Annotated in this window: 25 protein-coding genes; 1 reads left to right on the top strand and 24 read right to left on the bottom strand. The window is 41.8% G+C overall.

The window, feature by feature from the left end; translation table 11 throughout:
- Positions 1-8: 8 nt before the first annotated feature.
- The 5 genes from FTU38_RS06200 to FTU38_RS06180 form a co-directional block, all read right to left on the bottom strand.
- A complete protein-coding gene (locus tag FTU38_RS06200) occupies positions 9-3,470 on the bottom strand; it encodes a transglycosylase SLT domain-containing protein (protein WP_180110782.1) in 3,462 nt (1,153 codons plus the stop codon).
- Positions 3,471-3,530: 60 nt separating this feature from the next.
- Complete coding sequence (locus FTU38_RS06195; protein ID WP_180110781.1) at positions 3,531-3,935, bottom strand: hypothetical protein; 405 nt, start codon at positions 3,933-3,935, stop codon at positions 3,531-3,533.
- 80 nt (positions 3,936-4,015) lie between these two features.
- The gene (locus FTU38_RS06190; protein WP_180110780.1) at positions 4,016-4,732 is read right to left on the bottom strand and encodes a hypothetical protein; all 717 of its coding nucleotides are present in this window, start codon (positions 4,730-4,732) and stop codon (positions 4,016-4,018) included.
- 93 nt (positions 4,733-4,825) lie between these two features.
- Positions 4,826-5,659 (bottom strand): Bro-N domain-containing protein, encoded by an 834-nt coding sequence (locus FTU38_RS06185; protein WP_180110779.1) that lies wholly within the window; start codon positions 5,657-5,659, stop codon positions 4,826-4,828.
- A 79-nt stretch (positions 5,660-5,738) separates the two neighbouring features.
- Positions 5,739-5,900: a hypothetical protein gene (locus tag FTU38_RS06180; RefSeq protein ID WP_168378337.1), complete on the bottom strand. Its 162-nt coding sequence runs from the start codon at positions 5,898-5,900 to the stop codon at positions 5,739-5,741.
- 115 nt (positions 5,901-6,015) lie between these two features.
- Between FTU38_RS06180 and FTU38_RS06175 the strand changes: the two genes are divergently transcribed.
- Complete coding sequence (locus tag FTU38_RS06175) at positions 6,016-6,345, top strand: Arc family DNA-binding protein (RefSeq protein WP_168378338.1); 330 nt, start codon at positions 6,016-6,018, stop codon at positions 6,343-6,345.
- 171 nt (positions 6,346-6,516) lie between these two features.
- Here the strand turns inward: FTU38_RS06175 and FTU38_RS06170 are convergent, their stop codons facing one another.
- From FTU38_RS06170 to FTU38_RS06080, 19 genes are all read right to left on the bottom strand, one after another.
- Entirely contained in the window at positions 6,517-6,642 is a 126-nt protein-coding gene (locus FTU38_RS06170) for a hypothetical protein (protein ID WP_306670421.1), read from the bottom strand.
- A gap of 89 nt (positions 6,643-6,731) precedes the next feature.
- Positions 6,732-7,175: a phage tail assembly chaperone family protein, TAC gene (locus FTU38_RS06165; RefSeq protein ID WP_180110777.1), complete on the bottom strand. Its 444-nt coding sequence runs from the start codon at positions 7,173-7,175 to the stop codon at positions 6,732-6,734.
- Between the two features lie 3 nt (positions 7,176-7,178).
- Entirely contained in the window at positions 7,179-7,667 is a 489-nt protein-coding gene (locus tag FTU38_RS06160) for a phage tail tube protein (RefSeq protein WP_180073750.1), read from the bottom strand.
- Positions 7,668-7,772: 105 nt separating this feature from the next.
- Positions 7,773-8,324, bottom strand: a complete 552-nt coding sequence (locus FTU38_RS06155) for a hypothetical protein (protein ID WP_180110776.1) — start codon at positions 8,322-8,324, stop codon at positions 7,773-7,775.
- Between the two features lie 143 nt (positions 8,325-8,467).
- Positions 8,468-8,824, bottom strand: coding sequence for a DUF3168 domain-containing protein (locus tag FTU38_RS06150; RefSeq protein ID WP_180110775.1), 357 nt, complete (start codon positions 8,822-8,824; stop codon positions 8,468-8,470).
- Entirely contained in the window at positions 8,821-9,300 is a 480-nt protein-coding gene (locus FTU38_RS06145) for an HK97-gp10 family putative phage morphogenesis protein (protein WP_180110774.1), read from the bottom strand. The genes FTU38_RS06150 and FTU38_RS06145 overlap by 4 nt, the downstream gene beginning before the upstream one ends.
- A 7-nt stretch (positions 9,301-9,307) precedes the next feature.
- Positions 9,308-9,637, bottom strand: coding sequence for a phage head closure protein (locus FTU38_RS06140; protein ID WP_180110773.1), 330 nt, complete (start codon positions 9,635-9,637; stop codon positions 9,308-9,310).
- A gap of 8 nt (positions 9,638-9,645) precedes the next feature.
- The gene (locus FTU38_RS06135; RefSeq protein WP_180110772.1) at positions 9,646-9,936 is read right to left on the bottom strand and encodes a head-tail connector protein; all 291 of its coding nucleotides are present in this window, start codon (positions 9,934-9,936) and stop codon (positions 9,646-9,648) included.
- Positions 9,933-11,369, bottom strand: a complete 1,437-nt coding sequence (locus tag FTU38_RS06130; protein WP_180110771.1) for a phage portal protein — start codon at positions 11,367-11,369, stop codon at positions 9,933-9,935. The genes FTU38_RS06135 and FTU38_RS06130 overlap by 4 nt, the downstream gene beginning before the upstream one ends.
- A gap of 10 nt (positions 11,370-11,379) precedes the next feature.
- On the bottom strand, positions 11,380-11,547 hold the full coding sequence (locus FTU38_RS06125; protein WP_171292543.1) for a hypothetical protein: 168 nt from the start codon (positions 11,545-11,547) through the stop codon (positions 11,380-11,382).
- A gap of 76 nt (positions 11,548-11,623) precedes the next feature.
- Positions 11,624-12,952, bottom strand: a complete 1,329-nt coding sequence (locus FTU38_RS06120) for a phage major capsid protein (RefSeq protein ID WP_180110770.1) — start codon at positions 12,950-12,952, stop codon at positions 11,624-11,626.
- Positions 12,949-13,545: an HK97 family phage prohead protease gene (locus tag FTU38_RS06115; protein WP_180110769.1), complete on the bottom strand. Its 597-nt coding sequence runs from the start codon at positions 13,543-13,545 to the stop codon at positions 12,949-12,951. Before FTU38_RS06115 ends, FTU38_RS06120 begins: the two co-directional genes overlap by 4 nt.
- Before the next feature lie 60 nt (positions 13,546-13,605).
- Positions 13,606-15,279, bottom strand: coding sequence for a terminase large subunit (locus FTU38_RS06110; protein ID WP_180110768.1), 1,674 nt, complete (start codon positions 15,277-15,279; stop codon positions 13,606-13,608).
- Between the two features lie 4 nt (positions 15,280-15,283).
- The gene (locus FTU38_RS06105; protein ID WP_180091892.1) at positions 15,284-15,736 is read right to left on the bottom strand and encodes a terminase small subunit; all 453 of its coding nucleotides are present in this window, start codon (positions 15,734-15,736) and stop codon (positions 15,284-15,286) included.
- Positions 15,737-15,849: 113 nt separating this feature from the next.
- A complete protein-coding gene (locus FTU38_RS06100) occupies positions 15,850-16,629 on the bottom strand; it encodes an AAA family ATPase (protein ID WP_180110767.1) in 780 nt (259 codons plus the stop codon).
- Positions 16,630-16,877: 248 nt separating this feature from the next.
- Positions 16,878-17,363: a recombination protein NinB gene (locus FTU38_RS06095; protein ID WP_180110766.1), complete on the bottom strand. Its 486-nt coding sequence runs from the start codon at positions 17,361-17,363 to the stop codon at positions 16,878-16,880.
- A 23-nt stretch (positions 17,364-17,386) separates the two neighbouring features.
- Entirely contained in the window at positions 17,387-17,698 is a 312-nt protein-coding gene (locus FTU38_RS06090) for a Gp49 family protein (RefSeq protein ID WP_180007704.1), read from the bottom strand.
- Between the two features lie 34 nt (positions 17,699-17,732).
- Positions 17,733-18,008, bottom strand: coding sequence for a hypothetical protein (locus tag FTU38_RS06085; RefSeq protein WP_180007703.1), 276 nt, complete (start codon positions 18,006-18,008; stop codon positions 17,733-17,735).
- Positions 18,001-18,174: a hypothetical protein gene (locus tag FTU38_RS06080; protein ID WP_180110765.1), complete on the bottom strand. Its 174-nt coding sequence runs from the start codon at positions 18,172-18,174 to the stop codon at positions 18,001-18,003. Before FTU38_RS06080 ends, FTU38_RS06085 begins: the two co-directional genes overlap by 8 nt.
- Positions 18,175-18,264: the final 90 nt, after the last annotated feature.

Genomic DNA, 18,264 nt, shown 5'->3' with positions numbered 1-18,264 from the left:
AGGTGAGCTTATGCGATACCAAGTGCTGCTTTAAAGTCAGACGGATTCGCTTTAATTTGGTTAATTAAAATCTGTCCTCCAGCAGCACCACGCATGTAATTACCAACAAGATCATCCTGCTCAATTTGATTGACGATTGTGAGTTGCTGACCTTGTGCTGGAGCAGCTTGTGTCTGTTTATCGTTCAAGTAGTTAGTCAAATCCTTATTTTGCTGTGGATTCAACACACGTTCACCACCATCAAGCAGCCAAGTACCCTCTTTCGGAATGCTATCTATACCGTTGTGGGCCATACCTGTAATATTTACCGACCTAATGCTTGCAGCTTGGGCAACCTGTAATGCTGCCGCTGCCGCTCCAATTGCGGGCGCAATATACGGGCCAATATAAGGCGTCCCAACAACAGCATCATAAGCTTTTGAATAAGCAGCTGGGATGTTTAGCATTGCTTGCGCAACAGCAAAAGCTTTTTGTGCAGCAAATAATACGGCGTACGTTTTAGAGTTTTCATCAACTAGACTTGCAAAACCTCCAAGCATACCCTCCATATAACTAGCAGTTGATTTAGCTTGAAGTTGCAACCTTGCGTTCTGATATTCTTCTTCAGTAATCAGCATCTGAGCACGTGCTTCAGCAAGCAGATCCATATCTTCTTGATATGGCGATTTATCCAAGCCCATCATAGACTTGTAATCGCCCCAAATATTTTCACGGTCTGCGTTAGAATCAAGCCCTTGATTAAAGTTTGCCTCCTTAACAAGGCTCTGTTTCATTTCAGGTGAATATTCAGCAGTATTGAGAATCTCTTCTCGTACTAATGCGTAATATTCTTTGGCGTAGTCAGCAGCAGATATCCAGTGGCGTTTGGCTTCAAGGAGTTGTTTTTTATCACTCAGCTCTTTTTGTTTCTGAGCTTCCTGATATTCAGCAACGTCTTTTTGATATGCAGCATTCTGTTTATCGGTGTACTCCTTGATTGCAGAATCGTCACCAGCATATGCAAGTTCAATAGCTTTGATTTTTTCCTTATGATCAAAGGCTAACCGCTGCTCTTCAGTAAAATAGGTTTGCTGAACAGTCTGTTGATTTTCTAAAGCTTGTTTGCGAACCTCCTCTAGATCACCCCAATATTCAGACCAATCTTTAAGATTTGCAGCAGCATCGTTAGCTAAAACACCTGAACTTTTATTTGAAGATCCACCAAGACCTACCAACCACTTGTCCACCAGACCTGAATATTCTTTAGCTTCCTTGGTTTTAGCAGCAGATCCTGTATACCCTTTGTTTCTTAAATTTTTAGTACCCTGAACTCCGGCGTTATACGCTGTGATCGCATCGTTCCAATTCCCAAAAATCTCAAAGGATGCTGCCAGATCTTTCGCTGCAGCTTCAGCGGATTTTTTAACATCATATGAATCAGCGACAGTGAGACCGTGCTGCTTTCTATAGATACTAGTTGTTTGGAAGGGGCCAATCGCACCAGTAGGGCTTTTAGCTGAGATATTTCCTTTTGATTCTTGCGCCATTACAGCAGCCAGCATGTTATTTGGTATGCCGTATTTAGCGCCAATACTATTTAAATTGTGTTTAGAGTTTAATTCAGACACCTTTTGAAGCATTTTTAATTCAGAATTAGAATATGAATACTGCTTTTCACTCAACTCTAACTGCTTCTTTTTAGTGTCTTCAATTTTCTTTTCAGACTCCTCTTTTGCCTTGGCTTGCTGCTGAATTTTAAAACCGTTTTCAAGCTGAATTAACTCATACTTGGTCAAGCGCTTTGCATAATCCAGACCTGCTTCATCTCGATAATCAGCAACGTATTCAGCCTTCTCACGAGACCAACCTAACGCCATGTTATTTGCAATGTATTGCGAACGCGCATTTTGATTCTGAATGCCTGTTAGCGCTGCACGTTGTTTTTGGGTGAGTGCAATCCAAGCTTGTGCTTGGTTATTTGTACTCACAGTTAACGCATCACTTTTCTTTGTTAAATTCATCGTTTGAGTTGAAAGCGACTCAACAACTTTTTGCTGTGCAACCATCGAGTTTTTTGCACTTGTTGCAGCGACAGCATGCTTATCCATGTGCTGCTTGTTTTCGGAACCAACATCGCTAAGCTTGTTGATTTTATTTGCTAGATCTTCAGCACTGATTTTTTGATTATCAAAATCCTTAATCCAGCCACGTATTGTATTTTTGGTGGACTCGTCTTTTGCAACCACTTCTGCAATTGAACTTGCATAAGCACGTACTTGTTGGCGTGCTTGCTCGTATGATTCAGAAAGATCTTTTAGCTCAACTGTTTCTTGATATTTGAAAGCCCTTTTCTGTGCTTCGCTTAAATTGTTATATTCAACAACCAATTCAGCAACTGATTTGCCTTGCTTTGTGAGCGCGGTTTCTGCATCTGAACTGCTTTTTTTCATATAAGCAAAAGCTGAAGCGGCTGCAACGCCTTGAATTGCTAGCATAGCTATGCCAGCCGGACCACCAAGAAAAGCAACAGCTCCACGAAGGGCCACCATGGTTCCTGTAGCTACCCCTGCACTTCCAGACAAGGAGAGTAGGCCTGCGCCTGCACGTGCAGAAAATATCACCAATTGTCCGAGTTGCACCGTTGATGCAATCAGTGATGGAATGAATTTAGCGGCCATACCTGCGGCAACAGCAACGGCTACCGCCTCAATGTTGTCAAAATTATCAATTACTGCTTGGAGTACTGGGACAGTATTATTTACAAGGGTTGCTTGCAATCCTTGCCACTGCAAATCCATTGAATACAAATGCTCCTTGGCTTTTGCGAGACTATTCACCATATCGTCAGATAAGATAGCCCCTGTTCTTTCAGCCTCATCACCCCATTTTTTAAAACCTGCCCCATTATTTTCAAGTAATGGCAATAGTAATGAAGAATCAGAAATAATGGCTTCCATGTAGAACTTAATATCGTTCTGCGTAGCACCGACTTTTACCAAAGAATCATAGTAAAGCTGTAATGCTTCAGGTCCTGAAAGCTTTTGAAATTGCTGGATTGTCACTCCTACTAATGGCGCAATATTTTCAAAAAAATCAACAAGCGGTCCACCACCAGATTGCTGAAAGTCACCGATACGGTCTTGCATGTCTTTCATTTTGTCTGCAAAGGATTCAATTGAAATACCGGCTGTGACTGCGCCTTTAGAGTAATACTGAAAATCACGCATTGATGTGTTTGCAAGCTGTGAGAACTTCTTAATCTCATTGCCAGCCTCAATAGTTTGGGTGGCAAATGCAGCTATCCCACCAATTGTGATTCCTGCTGCAGCAGCACCAAGCGCTTTAATTGCTAAAGTACCAACATTCATTCCACTTTCAATTTCTTTGCCTGATTTTTTTGCTTGACGGCCTGCTTTATCCAGGCCTTCCATATAGTTACCAAGCTTTACAACCATATCCAATGTAAGGCGACCTAGTGAGTTTGTAGCCATAACTTTTCCTCAGGCAATAAAAAACCCTGCAAATGCAGGGTTTGGGTATCTTGAATTGATTTATTTAACGGTAAACACCAAAAAAGCAAAGACCACTACTATTATCAAAAACCATGTGATGTTTTTCCACATAGAAATATCTTTTATTTCGTTATCGACCAATTCGCTGTTAGTTTCTCTTATCTTACTATCAACTTTGTTAACAATTTCGTTATGCTCGTGTGCCAAGATTTGCTGCTCTTCTTTGATAAATTTCAGTAAAACGTTTTTACTATCAGTATCTAATTTATCTGCAAATTCTAGTAATTCATCTTGTGATAAGAGTGCGGCTCTAGCAAGCGAAACACCATCGGTATTTGATATTTCTTGAGTTCTTTTTGCTTTAGCCCTAACAATTTCTTGGGCTTTAGCGCGGGTTATATTTCTATGAACATCAACACCAAAGACAGTTCCGATTTTATCCACGTTCACTCCACGCAAATTTATAATTCAGGACAAGATACTAATTTATGCACAAAAAAACCACTCCGAAGAGTGGTTTGCTTTTAAAAGTTATATCGAATACCGGCTTTGTAGGTTACGCCATCATAGTCGCCAATATAATTTGAATAGTAATCATAGTCGATCCCACCATGGTGTGAGCATGTGCCTGATCCCGTGCTATCACTCCACGTTCCGTCATTACAGCGTGTTTTACCACCTTCTGAGATATCCCAAGACCATTTATATCCAACACCACTATATACAGAAAGATTAGGAGTAGGTGTATATCCCAACTCCAAACCAACTGGCAGCGTCCAATAGGTAGAATTATCAAACCCATCGGCTTCTAAAATACTCACCCCTGTACCCACGGCTGCTAACGCATAAAAGCCATTAGCATTGATCAGGTTTAAGTGTCCCCCGAATGAAAATTCGTATGCGCTACCATCGTAATTATCACTCTGTTGATATTCAAACTTACCCCAATAACCATTTCGGTGTGGAGTTGATGAAATCCCGATACCAAAACCCTTTAGATCTTCATTAATATCATTTGCAAATTTACCGTTCTGAGCTGAATACTCAAGCATTAACGAAGCATTAAGCGCTGTCTCGTTTTTATATCTTGCTGGTTGCAATGGTGTGTATTGTGTTTCCGCTACTGGGGCTTCATAGTTACTCATTGGTGCAGGTGCACCTTGCTGAATCACTAAAGGTTTATTCGCTAAAGCCAAAGATGAAATTAAAGATAAAGTACCGATTGTTAATATTTTTTTCATATTACCCCCTTGAATTAAGGTGATAAATTACTCAATTTATTAAAAAAAGTCTATACAGGTAAAAGAAAACCTCCCGAAGGAGGTTTATGTTTTTCATTTAAGCCTATAATCTAATGATATGCGCTCAGCAGAGCTCAAGTGCCATTGAAAATATTCAGTTCGCTCTCGCTGCTTTTTTAAATCTTCTTTATCAATAAAGTGATATGCAAACATTGCCCCATCTACAAAATGGTCGTGAATAGCTGCAGCCATATTAGGGCTTATTGCTCTTATTGGTTCACCAAACTTTTTCCACCATTCGCGAATCCAAAGCATGTGCCATGCCAAACCCTGCACATTGTTGTGATAATTTTTATCTATTTGGATTAAATTATCTTGCTTGGTTGAAACACGAGCCTTTAATTCCATTGTCTCCAGATAATGCACCGCCTCGGAAAAATGAATTGCCAAAAGCTCTGCATAACGTGGAATTTTAAAGTGTCGATTATGACGCGCCCACATTTCAGCAAAGATTTTACGTTCACCCTGTGATCGACGAGCCACAATTTCATGAAGCAGGGCTTGCTGTTCTGGTGAGATGGATTGGCGACTTTCAAGCTGCTTAGTAACGACTTCACGGTCAAGCACATCCAAAACCCATTTGCGGAATTGTTTGGCGATTGCCGTTCTTGAAAGCATTGCTATTAAATGACAGCCGCGCAAAGAAAACACTCGAACCTCACGAGCTTGACCCTGCAACGTCAATTTGACGTTACGGGTCATACTTCCTGTGAATTCATCTGAGTTGCGCTCAAAAATCTTATTGACTGCATCTTCACGCGAATAACCTAGAGCTTGACCAAGCTCACGTGAAGTAATCCATACTTGATTGTCCTGCTGAACAGGTGTGAAATTTACTTCTTTAAAACTTAATGCTAAACTAGACATGTGTTTACATCCTTAAGTGATGGCAACTGAACCTTGTGATATGTGAGAGTTGAACAAGGTTTTTTTGTGCTTGTTGATTTCATGCTTTCGCACTCTCTTTGTTTAAAAACTCTTTTATGGCTTGGTTGATAAGCCAATTGATTGAACGATCCTCCTTTTTACCCTTTAATTTCAGCTTTTCATGATCTTTATTATCTAAAAACCGCATTTTGTATTGTTGGCCTTTCTGATTAATACTCATGTTGTCCTCATAACATCATTTAGGTACGTTTCTATATTGTACCTCTTTTATGTCATTGTCAACATCAAAGAGGTACTTTATTATAAAAATATCTAATATTTTTCTGGCTACCCTGATGAGTGAAAACCAAAAAGAACCACAATATAAATTGCGTTGGTCTGAAGAATTGAGAGATAAGGTTGTTGAGTCCGCAAAGTTGCATAGTCGCTCAATTAACGCTGAAATATGTACTCGTCTTGAGGAAAGCTTTAACCAAACAAACCTAGTTGCCTCTGATCCTTATAAAAGAATGCTTATGGCTAATATTGCCATGATTGTTGCAAGTGAAGCAGATAATCCTAATCCATCCTTTACCAGAGCCATGGAGCGCATCACTAAAGCAATTATGATTGATGAGAAATATCTTTTTGATATTTACAAAGAATTAAAAAACCAAGAAAAGTAAGTTAACGCTGACTAAATACCAGATCTAGTCTTTGCTTCCAGAGCCTCAATTTGAGGCTCCCGATATGATGCTCAAATCTGAGAATCATGATATGCAAATTCTCACATCAAGCTCTGCAAATTTGCAGATCACTCCTCAAATATGAGGTTTAAAAAAAGCACCCCAAGGTGCTTAAATCCCTTTTTGCATCATCTCATCTACCGTCAAAATTTCATCTTCAGGCTGGTCTTCGTGCGGCATAAAAGAAATTGCTTTAATGTCTTTGGCACCTTTAGATGCCAAGTATGTTGCTGACAAATTTCCAAAGCCTTGCTCAACCCTTCGACCGATAAACAAAGAGCCTCTCCGCATACGATAAGCCCACCAGATCGCAAATTCCTCAGAACTTACTCGCTGTTTTGCTTCTTCAATGGTTCTTCCACCGATTCCGTTGATGACGAGCTCGCACCAGAATTCTTCTGATTCAAAATCCACGACTTTCCCGAGAAATCATTCACCTTTTCGGAAGCTGCATATAGTGAATTCAAGAATTCAGGTGGTACATCTCCGGTTTCCTCAATCGATTCAAAGAATTTTTTATCTTCTTCTGTGTAGATTGAAGCAAATACAAAAGATCGCGTCACATGATCAAGAGTGGCAGTTGTCTTGTCTTCCAACCCCCATTCATTAATCGCTTTCACTCTTTCATTATGCGAAAGTTTTTTTACAAGGATCTCACCACTGTATTCCTCACCCTTATCATCTTGGAATGAAACAGGCATTTCAACAAAAGACCCAACCCCTGCCGCTTTGCGGACAGAGGCAAGTGTTAATTTATTTTTTTTAGCCATGTTTTAAGGCCCTACAGGTGGGATTGTGCGAATTGTTTCATTCACAATAGAAGTTTTCTTCATTGGGAATTTGTAGCCAACAAATTGCCCTTTCACGAAAGTCTTTTCAGCTAACTTAAGATAACCTTCCCAAACCCACCAAGTGCGAGAAGGTGGCAATGTAACCGCACCGCCTGCGACCTCTGGGGGAGCATCCGAATTGCTTGAGCCTAAATACCAAGTGACTTTTTTACGTGGTGTGGTTTTTGAAAGTGCAATCAGTTTTAAGTGAGATGAGTTTTCATCATCAAGATCAATTGATAGCGACCCTTCACCCGGTGTTTTCTTACCCGGATCGAAGTTATCTTCTTCATCGTCAAGACAAGTCACATCAATATCTTCTTCAGTGTCTGTACCTAATTCCAATTCTTTTGCACACTGAACCGATTCAACTGCGGTCGCACCTTCTTCGTGGTAATACAACTGTGATTTTTGAACTTTAATACGCGCCATGAGTAGCTACTCCTCAATTTTTTGGCATAAAAAAACCACCTTTCGGTGGCATTGGTTTGGAAATAATTTGGTTATTCAAATAGGCATGGCTATCAGATGAAGTAATCAATCCTCATCGAGCATCCACATCTTTGGAACAATAATCTTGGTAATATTATCTGGAAGGTCAACCTTGAAATCGCAAGCAATCGCATATCCAGATTTCACATTCATTTCATGCATGTATTCAAGCAGCTGAGCGAGTGATTTGCTAGTGAATGACTTTTTACACTCAACTGGAACAGTTTCACCCTCAAGCTCTGCAAAAAAATCTGGGCGCTTCCCACTTGCCAACGGTTTCCCTTTTACTATTTTTATTCCATTTCTCTGCCCATATATTTTCACCCAGCTGTGAACCACTGAATATTCATCTTCTCCAAGTTTCTTTTCTGGTGAGACAGAAAGCTTGTAATTGAAAATACAGGCATCTTGCACAGCCATTCGCAGCATTGAGAATGTTACAGATTTACCATCATCATTTTTTTCTGTAAATTTCAGCAAGCTAATCATTGTCTCAAAATCTTGCTCTAATGATGCATCATAAGCATGAGCCAATACATCAGCAAATGTGAAGTTTGCACTATCATTGTCAGTTATCTTAGAATTAATATCAGTCATTTTGTTAGCCTTAATAACATTATGATTAAAGCTCGTTTTGTGCTTCCAACACTTATCGGGCTTGTTTTTTTATTATACCATAATCAATGATTTAGGCATAAAAAAAGCGCCCTTTCGGACGCTGTATAAAAAATTAAATTAAATTATGTTTCAGACCACCAATTCATATCCCAACCTCGGCCATGTAATTTGGTCTCGGTATCGATACTATCGGGATGCTTTCCGTTGTAATAAAACCCTGCTTTTTCAAGCAATTTACGAGCTTTTAAACGCAAATCTTCCGCTTCCTTAGGATTGGAATGCCAAATCACCATTTGATATGTGTCGTTTTCATCGATCGCACCACAATCAATTGTGTTTTCAGGTTCTGAGCCTATGCCTTGAAAAACCAAATATGGAACCGCTGTGCCAATGTCAGCTTGGCCTAAAAAGACTCGATCTCCGAATTTTGATGCTAAATAAGTATCCGCTTTTATGGTTTTGGCGATTGGAGCTGTCATGTGATTTTGCCCTTCTTAATTGCATTCTCAATGCTTTTCATAAAATGCTTATTAAACTCATCCGTTACCACCTGAATGTTCTCCGCTAGAGCTGGGCGCATGAAAGGAGTGGCTGGAACTTTTGATGTACCAAACTCAATGTAGCGCCAGTACACAGTTTCACCACCCGGTAAGGCAGCTAACTTTGCTCGATCAGTTTTTGCGTTTACAGCTGCGCCACCCAAAACACCAACGCGCATTCGAACAGTATTTAAATCACGGCTTTTACCATTTCTGATGACGATGTTTTCGGTGATATTTTCTCTAGTTACCGGATCATCAATTCTTGAAGCACCAACCTTTGCGGCAAATTGAACAAGCTGCATGGCCTTTCTAGCTGCAGCTCTGGCTCTTTTATTTACCGCTTTTCGATCTTTAAGCACATCAAGATTGCGCATGAAATCATCCATGCCTTCAAGTTTAAAATCAACAGACATAAGCACCTCACATGGTCGAAAGCATGAAAGTCACCGACTCGTAACCTGTGTTTGTATCTTCAAGCGCTTGGCTATCAATTGAGTAGGTTTTGCCCTTGTAAATCACACGCATGGTCGTGTCGATATCTTCTCGGTAGCGGATCTTTACACGTGCAACGACTTTAGAATTACTTGCTTGTGCTGCAATTAGATCCTTACCTGATAAATGGGTGACTTTGGCCCACAAAGGCATGAAATCGACCCATTGCTCAGGAATTGGATAGCCATCTTCGTCGCGACCTGACGTAAAGTGTTGCACCATGATTCGATGGCGGAGTTCGCCAGCGTTTTGGGTCATAAAACCTCCTAAACAGCAGTTGGCTTACGATATGGATATAACAAGGCTTGCACTGGCATAGGCAGATAATTACCGTTCAGTGGTGCATCTGATTCAGCATTTCGATATTTATCCCAATACCCGCAAAGCATTAAAATTGCTTGGTGAATCGCTTTCGGATATTCAGACTCAAATTCATCTGTGATGTAATTTTTAACAACACTATCAGCTGCGTCCAAATATCCCTGTAACATCATGTCGTTTGAATCATCGTCATAGCGCAAATGCTCTTTAAGGATGTCTAAATCAACAATGCTCATTCATCACCCCACTTCTTTTGCGCTAATTTAAAGTTTTCATGGCTAAATTCACCCGAATGATCTTTTTCGCAGTGCCATAATGAGCCTTTATGCGTCACAAACTGGCCTAATTTATACTGGTTTTCAGCCTTAAAAACGCCTTGATATTGGCCTTTTTGGTCTGAATTTTCGGTATTTTGCGGCGTATTTGGTGCAGATTTGCCAAAAGGGTCATCCATCTGGTCGCGCTTGGATAATGCTTCAAGCGAATAGTTCTGCTGTTGCATGTAAACCGTGTCACCGCCCACCAAAGGCTCTAAATTGAACTGTTGACGCGCTTCATTTGGAGTAAAGATTGAAGCCTTAACTCCGCGTTCCTGAATGCCCATTTTTGTTTCTTTATCCATGCGGAGAAGAGAATCAACATCAAGGAATATTTCAAGGCCACGCGCTTTTAAGTCAAATGCATCATCAAGCAGGTTTTCAATAGCTTCTACCGGGCTTTGTAGACAGTCAGAAAAATAGATTTCATTCAAATCGCCAACCTTTTGCCCTGCCGGAATTGTTCCATGGCCCACCTTAAACGCTGGCACATGTAACACTGAGCAAATAATTTCATTCGACATTTTCAGTTGCTCAATCGTTTGAGTATCCGAAGCTGTCATGCTGATTGGCTGATATTTCAAATCATCACCCAGTACCGCAGTTTTACCGATGTTTTGGCCTGTATAGTTCGCATTCCATGATGCACCGATGGCACGTGCTTTATCTTCTGAAATCGCACCAGGTGCAACCAAAATACCGCTTGGCCGGCTCATATTCCCAAAAGAAGTTTTGGAGTTTTTTAGAATATTTAAACCGAGCCCTGCTGAAATTCCATAAGCAGTAATGGCAGGAATACCAACCAATGGATGGTAAAGGCAGTTTTCACGATCATGGATAATCTCGGAGGCTGGAACAACAACAGACTCTGTGCCATTCAGCCGATCAATCCCAAGCTGGTAAAAGACTTGCCCATCATCACTAATCAGTGGTTTTGTTTGATCTGGATTTAAAATAACAATTTTAACTACCTGCCCAAATACATCACGCACCTTAAATCCGTATGCATTACCACGGAGCTTTCGACAGATCATCCAGAACTCTAAAAACTGCTGCCAGTTCTGGTAATGGTTTGGCCGCTTAAGAACCACCAGATCCTCAGGAATGGGCGCATCAACTAAAATTCCGCCTTTCTGCTTTTTAAGCAAAACACCCATTTTCCCAATATCTTGGGAGATTAAAGAAATACACGAGAAAACTGCTGGATGTGCCGCCAAATCTTCACGAGTCAGCTCATCGTTTTTCTGCCAAGCACCAGAATAAGGCTCGTGTACAAATAAAGAAGTCCACCCTTGGTTTGAATGGACACTTTGCAGTGATTTTTTTCGGAAAAGTCTGTCAAAAATGCCCATCTAAACCGCCTTATTTTTGCTCTGTGGTATCTGTTTTGGTCTTGCGAGTCGTCTTTTTAGGTTCTTCGTAAGCTTCCGCCACACCTGTTTTAATCAAAATGTTTGCTTCAAATTCGGTAACTTCAAGCACATCACCTGGATTGGCGTTATGCATAACCTTTAAATATTTAATCTTCATAGACTGTTCCTATAGCTAAACAATTGTGATGCTTAGATATAAAAACAGCCCCTAAAAAGGAGCTGTTTTAGGTCGATTAACCACCTGTTGCATAGTTAAGAAATGCTGCAGCAATCGGACGACGTTTAGCCCAAGTGATGAATTTCTCAACACGTACCGCAAATTTGTTTTCTTGCCATAAGTGGTGAGTCGTACCACCATCAACCAAGGTTGCTTGATCAGAGTAAGACACATCCACACCACCATCCTGAGCAAGCAGGATTTCAGAAGTTTTCACAAGAATGATCTTGTCGCCTACTGCCTGCGATGTGATGACCGGGATACCCATTAATGTACGGGTGCCGCGAAGCGCCATACCTGTGAAATAGCTATTGCCTAACGCATCACGCAACAAACTGATTTGTGCGGCGCGTGTTTCAGACATTAAGAAATATGAGCCATCCAATGAAAGGTTGGCTGTCACAAAGCTATTAATAAGAGCTAATAGGTCAGCTTCATATGCTGCCGCAGTTGTGCCTGTGTTCGGGGTTGCTACAACGCCATTTAAAACACCCGCTGGGCGCGTAGTTGATGCAGCCACCGCATCAAGGAAAGTATTATCAATAAGCGTTTTTGATGCTTCAATAAGATCATCACGTACCAAAACATCTACCGCTGGATCAGAACGTCGCATTAATTCCTGCGTATAAACAGTAATCGCCGCAAGCTTGTGTTCTTTAATTTCCACTTCGCCATAGGTTGGGTTGGTTAATGGCTTAGCCGCACCTTCACCCACCCAAGCAGCAGTGCCGCCTGTTAATTGGCTTGGGATTTTTGAGTTGAACGGCACATTACGGAAGCCTGTAAGTTGGTCAAATACGGTTGCAGCACGGAGCATGTCAACAAATTCACCAACCAAGCGGTTTTCTTGCACTAATGCAGATGCAAAACCAACGTCTGTTGTAGTACCGAGTGTGGCTTTTGTCACCAAGTCCTGAACTTCACCACCAAAGCCCATTTGCTTAGCCATGTCTACTGGTGAAATGAAGTTGCCGTTTTTGGCTGCCAATTGTGAGCAAAGCTTTGCACGTGCGTATTGTGCAAAACCAACACCTTTGGGCAGGTTTGATTCCACCTGAATGCGTGGTACTTCTTTTTTACCTTCAGCAGTATCTTTTGCTTCCTGCTCAGACTCACCTTTTGTAGCCGTAGCAGATTTTGCAGCTTTTTCCGTTTCTTCAATTTGTTTGCGGACACGAGCAATATTCTTTTCAATTGCTTCAATTTCTTTTTCAATTGTTTGAATTGAGGCTTCAGTTGCATCGTCTGGTGTTTGACCTGCGTCCAATGATTTAGTCATATGACCTTGCAGCTCTAAATTTTTAGCAGCAAGAGCGTCAAGCAGCTGTTTTAAATATTTATTCATACTAATTTCACTCCACCCTTTGCTGGGCAATTCAGTTTTACGACAATGTGTTTTTGCTCAGATGAATCGCCATCTGCAGCGGGTTGCTGAGGTTCATTGCCCAACGCGGCTTTGTATTCCTCAAATGCTTTTGCGTAATCCACGCCCGCTTCACGGTTGCACGGTGTGGTTACAAGTGACAGCTCAATAAGTTCCCATTTATTGAACTTAATGCCGCCACCTTGAATAAATTCGGCACTTTCCCAATCAGCGTTAAAGCCAACTGACAGTCCGGTAATTAGTTTGTATTGGACACTTTGGAAAGCTTCATCCACACGCTCTTTGAGCTTCCCCTCTTCTTTGATTTCAGGAATGTAGAATTCAACTTCGATCGTGTTTTCAAGAACAGTGATTTTCGTTACGTAACCAACCACTAATTTGCTGTCGTGGTGCAACAGAAGTGGTACTGGCAAGGTAAACTGCACACCGCTTGGCACCATGATGTCCTTTACGCGATCAGGGTTGCTTGTGCTTGCTGTGCCGGTAAATGTGCGAGTAGTTTCATCAAAACTCTTAATTTCAAATGAGCTGAAATTTTTAAATAAAGCTCCCATTGAGGCTTTCTCCCAAAATGAAAAAACCTCCAAATAAGGAGGTCAATAAATTGCATATTTCTAAATGAAAAAGACGTTGTATTCTTTTTCGGCCTGTTCCGGATTCATTGACATCAAGGCCACCGCGTTGAACGTAGCAATCAATGGGTCAATCTTCCCGACACCTGATTCCTGTTTGCTGATCATCATACCGTTACCCTTCACGACAGCACGTGCATTCCCTACACACCAAGTCATTAAGCCTTGTCCGGCATGGTAAAGATTACCTTCAGCTAATTTTCGCTCTGTGGTGAGGATATAGCCCATCAATTTAAAACCTTGAGCTACTGCAATGAGCTTGTCTTCAGGAATACCAGCGTCAAGCAAGCCATCTAAAAGACCACCCAAACCAAGTGGATCGAGTCCAATTTTGTCGAGCTTGCCCGAGTCGAAGCATTTCTTTGCAATGGCGGCTAGTTGGTCAATGTCATCACCGATACGCTCAACAATGGTCAGGCTGCCTTCTTTTTCATAATCGGCATACTTTGGCGCATTCTCTTTCCGTCGCTCAACTGCAGTTTTATTGCACCAGGCATGATTCCAGAGCCACCATTTACGGCTTTTGTTATGTCGACCAAGTACAGCAAAGCCAAGTAAATCGTCCAGCCCACCACCATCAATACCGCAGGTGATGACATCTGATTGCTCGATCAATTTATCCAGTGTGAATTGTTTAGATTGTTGTAGCCAATATTCAGCACCAGCCCAACGGTTAGCACGAAGGTTTAGGCCAATTGGTACATTTAAATGCTTTGCTAAAAAGTCACGTAAAGATTCTTCGCCTGCATCTTTGACCTTTTCAAACTCATTAATCAGGTAATCAAGATCAACCGATGCACCCAGGTTTGGATTGGTGACATAGAAGTTTTCAGGTTTTAAGTGCTCACCTGCCTCAAGCATCCACTCAGGAAACTCGTAAATCAGCGGCAAGAACTGAGGATTAACCTTCACACCGTCCCGAATATCACGCGCATAGTCCAGCAATTGCTTGAACACACCGCATGGTGTTTCATCTGACATGGTTGACAGGTAAATCACACAACCTTCGGGCCGTGATGCAAGGCCGCCCTTTGCTTCACGAAACATCGATTCAGCGTTTGAGCGCTTTCCAAACAACCAAACTTCGTCAATTAGAATGATTGAAGCCTTTTTACCTGCAGCAGCGTTACTTTCCGCAGCAATCACTTTTAAGGTCGCATTCGTACCCAAATGGGTGACTGTTTTAGTGTGCTCAGACACATTGAACATTTCCTGAAGCTCAGGGTCTGCTCGAATAAAGTCTCGAATTGGATTAAAACTATTGTCCGCGACCTCTTTTGTGGGTGCCAACAGAATAAGCTCAGCCGACATACGATCATTTAAGATCAAGGCCACCATCATAATGCCGGCCGCAATCGTCGACTTGGTGTTTTTCTTGGAGATCAATAGGAAGAATTCACGGATTAACCGCTTCTTCTGCACCGGGTCGTAGGCACCAAAGATTGCCCGGACAAATTCAATTACCCAATCGAGTGTGACTTCACCCATTTTTGGGCTACCCATCACATCGACCAAAATTAATTCTTTAAAAATCCGCTCTGCTACGTCCGCCACTTCTGGGAAAAGCGGTTCACATGGCATTAGGGATTTTTTTGCGACAATACGTTCCTCCCAGTCTGGAAGAGATGTCGACCATTCTGAGAGTATTGCTGACATAAAATCAACTTCTCAACTGTGAGCCCAATGTTCCAAACTTCCCGCCTTGAGTGGCTTTTTTGGCTTCATCGGCTTTAGTTTCTTTCTTGCCTTTTTCAGCAACTTTGCCGTGGAAATATGGAAGGGCTGCTTTTGCTGCATCCATTCGCAATTTCATATCTTCAACCGGATCAGTCCAAATCTCTTCTAGAAATTTGAGCGGGTCAGCACGATTGCCAGCAGTTTCAATGTCTTTTTTGGTGATAATTGGTCGCTGTTCTGGTTTGGCATCAGCTTTAACTTCGGTGTTAATCTTAAGCCTTTCAATGTGTGCAATCACATCAGGGTCTTTGGCTAATCTCGATCCAGCTTGTGAAGCTGATTCAGGACTGTACCCCGCGAAAATAGCGGCTTGCTTGTTATCTGCACCATCATGTTTAGATTGGGCAAATGCCTTCTTTTTTGCTGTTAAAGCCATGTACCCTCCTTTAACATATTTGTGTGGGACAATTTTTTTTGTAAGTGGGTTGGCTGGTGGTCAGGATTTTTCAATCGTTTTTTAACAATTTGGCTCCCCCCACCATCGGGAAATCAAATCTCCCACTTACCAACCGATTGAATCTGTTTCTGTTTAACTGACATGGTTCTTCTTTCATCACTCATAATCCTTTCAATGCATTCTTCTTTAGATGTTTCCATGATATGCACTGAGGATGGTTGTAGCTTAGAGACCCACCAGCGCCGCTGTGCTGGAGTTGAGCCTGTAAGAATGAGATAACCACTCTGATTGTGCTTAGACATCTGTAGCAACAAGCTATTGCGCTTCCTGACAGCTAATGCAAAGTCTTGCTTATTACCTTTGTAGATTGGCTTACCACCAATGTCAGCAATCATCTCATCTAAGTCGAGGACCACATCATTAGGCTTGGCATGCTCCTTCACCCATGTAGACTTGCCCGAACCTGCACAGCCGAACACGATTGTTAAGCGAGGTATTGGCCCTAACCAGTCAGGCATGAACACGTATGCTGTACTGTTCTTTGACCCTGCTTCTTCACGTTGCTTGATAGATGAGTGACAAGACATGCATAGGCTTTGGTGGTTGTCTGTATTCCAGAATAGATCTTGATCACCACGATGCGGTTCAATGTGATCGACCACCTTAGCTTCAGTTACTCTATCTTGCTCCAAGCAGTACACACACAATGGATTGCGCTGTAAGAAGCTTAAGCGATACTTCTGCCACTTGTACCCATATCCACGCTCTGCCGTGGTCTTGCTATCACGCCATGAATCGCTGACCTGCTTGATTGACTTTGGTGCCTTCGGTGTCATCGCCTGCAGTTTGGTTTGGAGTCTTGGGAGTTTCATGAATCAAGGTACTCATGTTGACTTGGCTCGTCCTCGTCGGGATTTAGCTGAAGCAACAATTCCTGTATCTGACCGCTCTGTGTCACCACTATCTGAATTAGCTGATTGTTCTGCTGCAACACTTGGTTGTTCTGCTTTACGATCTCGGTTAGTAAGTCGAGCAATTGCTTTTGTGATGGATTCTTTGGAGCTGTCATACATTGCCTTTAGTTTTAGTCTGCGTTGTTCACAACCTTCACATGCCATAGTTATTCCCTCAAATACATCAAATCATCCGGCACAGTTAAATGCACATGCAGCTGAGTCACAGCAAAGTCATGCACATAATTCAAATACTCGGTCATTTGCTTAACTGTCGCCTTGGTTGTACTGCAAAGCCTGATGACCTGTTCACCGATAGCCTTATACTCATCTGGTTCGGTTTGCTTTACCTTAGCAATGGCATGACACATTTCACCAAACTGCTGGTCATCTCGACGATAGATATAAATCAGAAACTTCTTCTTGAACTCGTAATGGAGTGAATCTTCATCCTGACCAGTCTTTCTTCTAATCTCACCAATCCATTTCCAGTAAAGCCTATTCTGCGCTGCTGACCGTTCATCTGGTGTTTGATTGATCCTCACCACCAACGGCTTACCCTCATTAATCGCCTGAGTGTAATTGGTGTGCATATAGTTAATGGCTTTGGTGATGTCGGCATGACTCTGGATAGGAAACACGGCTTTTTGCATTTCCTATCTCCACACTGACCTAATTACACACTTGCAAACAATCGGTAGCCTTCAAGCTCCCATAGTTTATTTTCTGCTTGTTTTGCAGCATTGCCTTTAGCTAAACGCTCACCAATATCAGCATTAAAATTTTCTTTGCTTACACATGCACTAAAACCTGTGGCTAAGAAAAACTTGCCATTAAGGAAAGCATGCACAAAAGTTGAAGTTGTATCGCCCGGCTGCTGTACGGTCACGTAGGTCACACGATCCATAAGGGCATCGATCTGATCTTTGGTCACACGTGGTGCAACGGCTTTTTCTTGAAGTTCTTGTTCAGTTACTGCTTTTGACATTTTCTTCTCACAAAAAAAGAGCCACATGGCTCAGTTAAAAAATCTCTTTATTTGTTTGATTCAACATCCGATTCACTCTCACCAGCCACTGATCAAACATTGCTTCACTCTCTTCCCGATTACCCAATTCAAAACGATCAAACGCAGCATGGCATTTAAAACAAAGGGGAATGGTCTTACTATCATCAGCCTTGATTCCGCGCCCTTTACCGTCACGGCTTGAATTTGAATGAGCCGCTTGTGAGTTTGGATTACCACAACGCACACAAGGTAGCTTTCTAATCTCAGTCAATCGCTTCGGGCTACGCATACAACACTTCACGTAAATTTTTAATTCGCTCTTTCAGCTTAATCATGATGCCATCAATCGTTAGCATCTCTGCCCGCGTCAAACCAGTGCGACTCAGATTCTGATACTTTGACAGCTCAGCACTGCAAAATTCTAAGTCTTGTTTCGCTTGTACTTTGTCTGTCATGGAATCACCAATAAGAAAAGAAAAACCCCACCAATAATGCATATTGAGCGGGGTCTTGTGTGCCGTAATACGTTCGGCAAAAATGCCACC

The sequence above is a fragment of the Acinetobacter sp. YH12098 genome, assembly GCF_013419235.1.
GTDB lineage: Bacteria > Pseudomonadota > Gammaproteobacteria > Pseudomonadales > Moraxellaceae > Acinetobacter > Acinetobacter amyesii.
This window is presented reverse-complemented; position numbering and strand designations above follow the sequence as displayed.

What these genes read in the sequence shown, in the direction of transcription:
- FTU38_RS06200 (WP_180110782.1), bottom strand. Translation starts at nt 3,470, where the DNA reads ATGGCTACAAACTCACTAGGTCGCCTTACATTGGATATGGTTGTAAAG.
- FTU38_RS06190 (WP_180110780.1), bottom strand. Translation starts at nt 4,732, where the DNA reads ATGAAAAAAATATTAACAATCGGTACTTTATCTTTAATTTCATCTTTG.
- FTU38_RS06185 (WP_180110779.1), bottom strand. Translation starts at nt 5,659, where the DNA reads ATGTCTAGTTTAGCATTAAGTTTTAAAGAAGTAAATTTCACACCTGTT.
- FTU38_RS06180 (WP_168378337.1), bottom strand. Translation starts at nt 5,900, where the DNA reads ATGAGTATTAATCAGAAAGGCCAACAATACAAAATGCGGTTTTTAGAT.
- FTU38_RS06175 (WP_168378338.1), top strand. Translation starts at nt 6,016, where the DNA reads ATGAGTGAAAACCAAAAAGAACCACAATATAAATTGCGTTGGTCTGAA.
- FTU38_RS06165 (WP_180110777.1), bottom strand. Translation starts at nt 7,175, where the DNA reads ATGGCTAAAAAAAATAAATTAACACTTGCCTCTGTCCGCAAAGCGGCA.
- FTU38_RS06160 (WP_180073750.1), bottom strand. Translation starts at nt 7,667, where the DNA reads ATGGCGCGTATTAAAGTTCAAAAATCACAGTTGTATTACCACGAAGAA.
- FTU38_RS06155 (WP_180110776.1), bottom strand. Translation starts at nt 8,324, where the DNA reads ATGACTGATATTAATTCTAAGATAACTGACAATGATAGTGCAAACTTC.
- FTU38_RS06150 (WP_180110775.1), bottom strand. Translation starts at nt 8,824, where the DNA reads ATGACAGCTCCAATCGCCAAAACCATAAAAGCGGATACTTATTTAGCA.
- FTU38_RS06145 (WP_180110774.1), bottom strand. Translation starts at nt 9,300, where the DNA reads ATGTCTGTTGATTTTAAACTTGAAGGCATGGATGATTTCATGCGCAAT.
- FTU38_RS06140 (WP_180110773.1), bottom strand. Translation starts at nt 9,637, where the DNA reads ATGACCCAAAACGCTGGCGAACTCCGCCATCGAATCATGGTGCAACAC.
- FTU38_RS06135 (WP_180110772.1), bottom strand. Translation starts at nt 9,936, where the DNA reads ATGAGCATTGTTGATTTAGACATCCTTAAAGAGCATTTGCGCTATGAC.
- FTU38_RS06130 (WP_180110771.1), bottom strand. Translation starts at nt 11,369, where the DNA reads ATGGGCATTTTTGACAGACTTTTCCGAAAAAAATCACTGCAAAGTGTC.
- FTU38_RS06125 (WP_171292543.1), bottom strand. Translation starts at nt 11,547, where the DNA reads ATGAAGATTAAATATTTAAAGGTTATGCATAACGCCAATCCAGGTGAT.
- FTU38_RS06120 (WP_180110770.1), bottom strand. Translation starts at nt 12,952, where the DNA reads ATGAATAAATATTTAAAACAGCTGCTTGACGCTCTTGCTGCTAAAAAT.
- FTU38_RS06115 (WP_180110769.1), bottom strand. Translation starts at nt 13,545, where the DNA reads ATGGGAGCTTTATTTAAAAATTTCAGCTCATTTGAAATTAAGAGTTTT.
- FTU38_RS06110 (WP_180110768.1), bottom strand. Translation starts at nt 15,279, where the DNA reads ATGTCAGCAATACTCTCAGAATGGTCGACATCTCTTCCAGACTGGGAG.
- FTU38_RS06105 (WP_180091892.1), bottom strand. Translation starts at nt 15,736, where the DNA reads ATGGCTTTAACAGCAAAAAAGAAGGCATTTGCCCAATCTAAACATGAT.
- FTU38_RS06100 (WP_180110767.1), bottom strand. Translation starts at nt 16,629, where the DNA reads ATGAAACTCCCAAGACTCCAAACCAAACTGCAGGCGATGACACCGAAG.
- FTU38_RS06095 (WP_180110766.1), bottom strand. Translation starts at nt 17,363, where the DNA reads ATGCAAAAAGCCGTGTTTCCTATCCAGAGTCATGCCGACATCACCAAA.
- FTU38_RS06090 (WP_180007704.1), bottom strand. Translation starts at nt 17,698, where the DNA reads ATGTCAAAAGCAGTAACTGAACAAGAACTTCAAGAAAAAGCCGTTGCA.
- FTU38_RS06085 (WP_180007703.1), bottom strand. Translation starts at nt 18,008, where the DNA reads ATGCGTAGCCCGAAGCGATTGACTGAGATTAGAAAGCTACCTTGTGTG.
- FTU38_RS06080 (WP_180110765.1), bottom strand. Translation starts at nt 18,174, where the DNA reads ATGACAGACAAAGTACAAGCGAAACAAGACTTAGAATTTTGCAGTGCT.